Below are 7,045 nucleotides of genomic sequence, written 5' to 3'. Positions count from 1 at the left end.
GCACCGGGGCTCGTTCTGGGGACGAGGGGCGGGCTCAGCGCGCCGCCTGGGCAGCGCTATGCCGCCTCGTCGAAGCCCGTGTCATGGGCCATCTTCTTCAGTTCCAGCAGGGCGTGCTTCTCGATCTGCCGGATGCGCTCACGCGTCAGGCCGTGCTGCTTGCCGACCTCCGTCAGGGTGCGCTCGCGGCCGTCGACCATGCCGTAGCGCGCCTTGATGATGGAGGCGGTGCGCGGGTCGAGGCGGCCGATGAGGTCGTCCAGCTCCTCCCGGCGCAGCACCGTCAGCACGGACTGCTCCGGCGAGGCCGCCGAGGTGTCCTCCAGCAGGTCTCCGAACTGGGTCTCGCCCTCGTCGTCCACCGACATGTTCAGGCTCACCGGGTCGCGTGCCCAGTCCAGCACGTCGGTGATCCGCTCCGGGGTGGAGTTCAGCTCCCCGGCGATCTCCTCGGGCTCCGGCTCCCGGCCGTGCTCGCGATTGAACTCGCGCTGCACACGCCGGATCCGGCCCAGCTCCTCCACCAGGTGCACAGGGAGCCGGATCGTCCGCGACTGATCCGCGATCGAGCGCGTGATCGCCTGCCGGATCCACCAGGTGGCGTAGGTGGAGAACTTGAAGCCCTTGGTGTAGTCGAACTTCTCCACGGCGCGGACCAGGCCCGCGTTGCCCTCCTGGATCAGGTCCAGCAGCGGCAGCCCGCTGCGCGGGTAGCGCCGCGCGACGGCCACGACAAGGCGCAGGTTGGACCGGATGAACACGTCCTTGGCGCGCTCGCCCTCGGCAACGATCCCCTCCAGTTCCTCGCGGCTGGCCCGCGCGCTGGGGGAGTCCTCGGAAACCGGCTCTTCCAGCCCGTCCAGTATCCGCCGGGCGTAGACGCCGGCCTCTATCGCGAGCGACAGCTCCACTTCCTTCGCCGCGTCGAGCAGCGGTGTGCGAGCGATCTCATCGAGATACATGCCGACCAGGTCGCGGTCCGCGACTTCGCTGCCTGCGGCGCGAACACTGCTTGCCGTGTCGGAGACACCGCTAGTGTCCTCGTGACGACGGGCGACGGCACGGGTTGCCATGCGTGCTCCCTTTGCGAGTGGTCTACAAAACTGGCCTGGTGGCTAGCCCGGACACTCCCCGAGTGCCCGCTTGCATAGATGTCAACGGCTGGAAACCGGACAGAATTCCCAACTCGCTCATCATTTTTCGGATCATGCAGTACCCTGTGCGACCACCTGCGCGGGAGGACGGTGCCGGACCCGCGCTGAGGCGCTGGTCGGAGCGGCGTGCAGAGCGCCGCGGACTCCTTCGTCCCTTCATCCCAGCCGTCCGTGGGGGCCTCCCCGCCGCCCGCTCCGGCCGCCTTACACCCTCCTAGACGGCGCCCGCCGCTCATTGGTTGCGCGTGCCGCGCCGACACCCCCCGTACGACGTCCCGCGGGCACGCGCGTACGACGGAGAGCGGCCCCCGCCGGGCGGGGGCCGCTCTCCGTCACCTCTGCCAGATGCGTGCCAGAAGCATCCGCTGCCTACGCACCCACACCGGTATGGGCGTGATCAACCGGTGGGTGTTCCGGGCCGGCCGTCAGTGCATCGCCACCAGGGCGGGCTCCGCCTCGCCGGCGGCGTCGGACGGCTCGCCGTCCTTCGCCCCTGCCCCTGCGGAGCCACTCTGCGCACGGGCGTTCACCAGGACGCCCGCGATGGCCGCGGAGAGGAGCAGGATGCCGACGGCCCACCAGATCGCGGAGGTGTAGCCCTGCACCATCGACTCCAGCTTCAGCATCTGCTGCGCGGGCCGGGTGGTCGCCTGCGCTGCGTGGTCGGCGATGTACGAGGTGGTGGCGCTGGCCGCGATGGTGTTCAGCAGCGCGGTGCCGATGGCGCCGCCGACCTGCTGCGAGGTGTTGACCATGGCGGAGGCGACACCCGCGTCGCTGGGCCGCACACCGTGTGTGGCCAGGGACATCGCGGGCATGAACGCCGTGCCCATGCCGAGGCCGAGCATCAGCAGGGCGGGCAGGATCAGCGCCGGGTAGGAGCTGTCGACCTCCAGCTGGGTCAGGGTCAGCATGCCGCCCGAGGCGAGCACGAAGCCCGGAACCATCAGCAGCCGCGGCGGCACCCGGGTCATCAGGCGCGCGCCGATCTGCGTCGAGCCGGTGATCATGCCTACGATCATCGGCAGGAAGGCCACACCGGTCTTAACCGGCGAGTAGTCCTTGACGATCTGCAGGTAGTACGTCAGGAACAGGAACAGGCCGAACATCGCGATGATCGCGAGCCCCAGCGAGAGGTAGGCCCCGCCCCGGTTCCGGTCGGTGACCACGCGCAGCGGCAGCAGCGGCGCCTTCACCTTCGCCTCGGTGAGGACGAACGCGATCAGCAGCACGGCGGCGGCGATGAACATGGCGACCGTGCCGCCCTCGGACCAGCCCTCGCTCTCCGCGCGGGTGAAGCCGTAGACGAGGGAGACCAGGCCGAGCGTGGAGAGCACGACGCCGGGGATGTCGAGCGCGGAGCGGTTGCGCGCGTCGGCGGGCTCGCTGATCACGAGCATGGCACCGACCGCCGCGGCTGCGGCGAACGGGATGTTGACGAAGAAGGTCCAGCGCCAGTTCATGTACTCGGTGAGCACACCGCCGAGGATCAGGCCGACGGCACCGCCGCCGCCCGCGATGGCACCGTAGATGCCGAACGCCTTGGCCCGTTCCTTGCCGTCGGTGAACATCACCGCCAGCAGCGAGAGGGCCGCGGGGGCGAGCAGCGCGCCGAAGGCGCCCTGCAGCGCGCGGGCGCCCAGCATCATCGCCTCGTTCGCCGCCGCGCCGCCCAGCGTGGAGGCCCCGGCGAAACCGACAAGGCCGGTGATGAAGGCGCGCTTGCGCCCCCACAGGTCGGCTATTCGGCCGCCGAACAGCAGCAGGCCGCCGAAGGCCAGCGCGTAGGCGGTGATGACCCACTGCCGGTTGCCGTCCGAGATGTTCAGATCGGCCTGGGCGGAGGGAAGGGCGATGTTCACGATGGTGGCGTCGAGGACGACCATCAACTGCGCGGTGGCGATGAAGGCGAGCGCCTTCCATCGTCTGGGGTCGAGTCCGGTGGCTGCTTCTGGCATGAGTGGGTCTACCTCACACAGGAGTGGTGACGGTTGGTCATGAAAAACGATGCTTTGTGCGCGGAAAGCGGGCATCGTCGTCCGCAGTGGTCCCGGCGCTCCGGGGCCCCGCAAGCTCAGTCGTCGGGGAAGGGTGGTCTCAGAGGTGCGGACTCGACGGTGAGTCCGAAGTCATCGGTGACGTGCGCGGAAGCGGTAGAGAAGTAGAACGGATGCGCGCGGGGACTTCCACTCGTTTTTCCGCGGTGGCCGCCCGACGGGATCTCCAGGTCAGCAGTGTTGTGCTCGCAGGTCCTCCAAGGTCGCCGGACGGCCGGGGAGAGGGGACTTGGCCGGGGCGCGCAGCCCGTCGAGGAAGAGCGTCACGTGCCGTTCGATGAACCGGGCCATGCCCGCGGTGACGGTGCCGGGGAGCGGGCGGGCGAGCTGGCTGACCGCCACCAGCACGTCCCCGGCGCCGATGTCGTCACGCACCGCACCGGCGCGCTGGGCCCGCTCCAGCAGCTCGATCGCCACCTTCTCGGTGCGGTCGCGCGCGGAGCGGATGACCGGGTCGTCCAGATTGATGCGGTGGGACATCAGAGGGCACAGCGCGCTGGACTTCTCCTCGACCGCGATGCACACGAACCGCCGCAGCGCCTCGAACGGGTCGGACTCCTCGGCCAGCAGCAGCCGCCCCCGCTCGGCGATCCCGTCGGCAACGGCGAGGACGACGCCCTGCGCCAGCGCGTCGCGGTCGGGGAAGTGCCGGTAGAGCGTGGCGTTCCCGACCCCGGCGGCCTTGGCGATCTCGTCCAGCGGGGCCTCGGTGCCGACGCGGACGAACGCCTCCCTGGCTGCGGCCAGGATGCGCTCGCGGTTCCGCGCGGCATCGGCTCGCGCCCTCGGCATCGCCGCCGGGGCACTCGCGCTGCGTGCTGCGCTGCCCATGATCCGCTCCTCGCCGCTCGGGTGTCGTCGCGCTGATAAGAGATGTGTACTACGCCCCACTGACAACCGGGGACTGAGTCCCCGCTTCCGCCGGACGCCTATGTAAACGGGGACGCGCTCCCCGGTTATTTCCCCTGACTGCTGTGACTCGCCTCACAAGGTTCAGCGGGTAGCTTTATGACCTAACGGACAAATCCCCCGCTGCAGAACGGAGCGTGCCATGGCAACCCCCACTCCCGTACGCGTCGCGGTCGTCTACTACTCCGCGACCGGCACCATCGCCACCCTGGCCAGGGAGATCTCCGACGCCGCCGGGAGCGAGGGCGCCGAGGTCCGGCTGCGCCGCGTCCACGAGCTGGCGCCCCAGGCCGCCGTCGACTCCAATCCCGCCTGGGCCAAGAACGCGCGCGACACCGCCGACATCCCCGAGGCCGTGCCCGACGACGTCGAGTGGGCGGACGCGGTGCTCTTCGGCACCCCCACCCGGTTCGGGAACGTCACGTCCCAGCTCAAGCAGTTCATGGACACCCTGGGCCCGCTCTGGGCCGAGGGCAGGCTGGCCGACAAGGTCTACAGCGGCTTCACCTCGTCCGCCACCCCGCACGGCGGCCAGGAGAGCACCCTGCTGGCGCTCTACAACACGGCGTACCACTGGGGCGGCGTCATCGTCCCACCCGGCTACACCGACCCGTCGAAGTTCGTGGACGGCAATCCCTACGGCACCTCCCACGTCGACGCGCAGGGAGACAACCCCGTCGACGAGACGGCACGGCGAGCGGCCCGGGTGCAGGCCGACCGCGTGGTCCGGATGACGGCCGCCCTCAAGGCGGGCTTCGCGGCCTGACCGAGGGGCGGACCGGACCGCCCCTCCAGCCCAGCCACTGGACCAGACCGATGAAGGTCCGCGCGGCGTCTGGTCCGGCGTGATGTGCGCTGCGACGATGTGCTGTCTTTCCACTGTCGTCCCACTGTCGTCCCACCCCCCGCGCTTCCGCCTCGCCCGCATCCGTGAGGAGCGTTCCGATGCAGCAGCACACCTCCCGCAGACAGGTCATCGCCGCCGCGGCCGGAGCCGCGGCGGCGATCGGCGTCCCGGCCACCGCCGCTGCGGCACCGTCCACCACCACCGCACCCACCGCCGCCTCCGCCGCCACGGCGGCCGACAGGCGCTCCGCGCGCGCCCGCGCGGTCCGTACCGTGCGCCGGATGTCGCTCCGGGAGAAGGTTGGCCAGCTCTTCGTCGTCGAGCTCTACGGCCAGGCCGCCGACACCGAACACGCCAGGAACCGCGAGCTGTACGGGGTCGGCACCCCGGCCGAGGTCATCGCCAAGTACCGCCCCGGCGGCGTCATCTACTTCGACGCCCGACGCGGTCCTGACAACGTGCGCGAGCCCCGCCAGATCGCCCGCCTCTCCAACGGGCTGCAGCACGCCGCGTTGCGCACCGGCGCCCGTATCCCGCTGCTCGTCTCCATCGACCAGGAGGGCGGCAGCGTCGTCTACCGGATGCAGGAGCCCGCCACTCTGCTGCCCGGCAACATGGCGCTCGCCGCATCCCGCTCCCCCCGCGACGCGCACCGCTCCGCGGACATCCTCGGCACCGAACTGGCCGCCGTCGGCGTCAACCAGAACTACGCGCCCGTCGCGGACGTCAATATCAACCCCGAGAACCCGGTCATCGGCGTCCGCTCCTTCGGCTCCGACCCTCAGCTGTGCGCGGACCTGGTCTCCGCCGCCGTACGCGGCTACCACCGGGGCGGCGTCGCCAGCGCGGCCAAGCACTTCCCCGGCCACGGCGACACGGACGTGGACAGCCACAGCGGGCTGCCCGAGATCACCCACACCCGCGGGGAACTGGACCGGATCGACCTGCCGCCGTTCCGCGCGGCCATCCGGCGCGGCGTCGACACCATCATGACGGCGCACATCGTGGTCCCCGCGCTGGACCCGAGCCGGGTCCCGGCCACCATGTCGCACGCCATCGTCACCGGCCTGCTGCGCGGCGAACTGGGCTTCGACGGCCTCATCGTCACGGACGCGCTCGACATGGGAGGCGCGACGGAGGACTATCCGCCCGACGTGGCGCCCGTACGGGCCTTCCAGGCGGGCTGCGACCAGCTCGTGCTGGCCCCCGAGATGGACACGGCCTTCGACGCCGTCCTGTCGGCCGTCCGCTCGGGCGCCATCGCGGAGTCCCGGCTGAACGCCTCCGTCGTCCGCGTCCTGGAGCACAAACTGCGCCGCGGTCTGTTCCCCCACCCGTACGTGAGCGAACGGCGCGCCATGCGCACGGTGGGCCGCAGACGCCACCGCAGGGACGCACGCGCGCTCACCGAGCGGACGGTGACCCTGGTCCGGAACGAGGACGGCGCACTCCCGCTGTCCGGCGCGGCACGCGGGGTCCTGGTCACCGGCTGGGGCCCGGAACCGGTCGGCACGCTCGCCGACGCGATCGCCGGGCGTCCGGGGCAGTCGGCCACCCGGCTGGAGACGGGTGCGGTGCCGAGCGAGGCGAAGCGGGCGGAGGCGGCGGCAGCGGCCCGCTCGCACGACGTCACGGTCGTCCTCACCAACGCGGCGGCCGCCGGCTCGGAGGGCGGCGCGGCGCAGGCGAAGCTGGTGGAGGAGCTGCGCGCCGCCGGCACCCCGGTCGTCGCGGTCGCCGTGCGCAATCCGTACGACATCCGCCGCTTCCCCGACGTCCCCGCCTACCTGGCGACGTACTCGTACGGCGCACCGTCCCTGGCCGCGGTCGACCGCGCCCTGTACGGCGACCTCAACCCGTCCGGCAAGCTGCCGGTGGCGATCCCCGCCCTCGACGACCCGTCCGCCGAGCTCTTCCCGTACGGCCACGGCCTCGGCTACGGCGGGCGCGGCTAGGACTTGTCCGGTCGATCATGTTCGGAGCCAGATGGTGAGGGCTGCGGCGGTTGCGGTGCCGAGGTAGATGTAGCCGCGTTTGTCGTAGCGGGTGGCTACTGCTCTGGCGTTCTTCAGCCGGTT

General features: G+C 71.1%; 5 protein-coding genes. 2 read left to right on the top strand and 3 right to left on the bottom strand.

The window, feature by feature from the left end; all coding sequences use genetic code 11:
- Positions 1–56: 56 nt before the first annotated feature.
- From G5C65_RS27915 to G5C65_RS27905, 3 genes are all read right to left on the bottom strand, one after another.
- Positions 57–1,073, bottom strand: a complete 1,017-nt coding sequence (locus tag G5C65_RS27915) for a sigma-70 family RNA polymerase sigma factor (protein WP_165301794.1) — start codon at positions 1,071–1,073, stop codon at positions 57–59.
- Positions 1,074–1,579: 506 nt separating this feature from the next.
- Positions 1,580–3,112: an MFS transporter gene (locus tag G5C65_RS27910; RefSeq protein ID WP_165301793.1), complete on the bottom strand. Its 1,533-nt coding sequence runs from the start codon at positions 3,110–3,112 to the stop codon at positions 1,580–1,582.
- Positions 3,113–3,382: 270 nt separating this feature from the next.
- Complete coding sequence (locus G5C65_RS27905; RefSeq protein ID WP_165301792.1) at positions 3,383–4,042, bottom strand: TetR/AcrR family transcriptional regulator; 660 nt, start codon at positions 4,040–4,042, stop codon at positions 3,383–3,385.
- A 220-nt stretch (positions 4,043–4,262) separates the two neighbouring features.
- On the opposite strand from G5C65_RS27905, the gene wrbA reads away from it, so the two are divergent.
- Entirely contained in the window at positions 4,263–4,886 is a 624-nt protein-coding gene (wrbA, locus tag G5C65_RS27900) for an NAD(P)H:quinone oxidoreductase (protein ID WP_165301791.1), read from the top strand.
- 179 nt (positions 4,887–5,065) lie between these two features.
- A complete protein-coding gene (locus G5C65_RS27895) occupies positions 5,066–6,922 on the top strand; it encodes a glycoside hydrolase family 3 protein (RefSeq protein WP_165301790.1) in 1,857 nt (618 codons plus the stop codon).
- Positions 6,923–7,045: the final 123 nt, after the last annotated feature.

The organism is Streptomyces boncukensis, assembly GCF_011045075.1.
Taxonomy (GTDB): domain Bacteria; phylum Actinomycetota; class Actinomycetes; order Streptomycetales; family Streptomycetaceae; genus Streptomyces; species Streptomyces boncukensis.
This window is presented reverse-complemented; position numbering and strand designations above follow the sequence as displayed.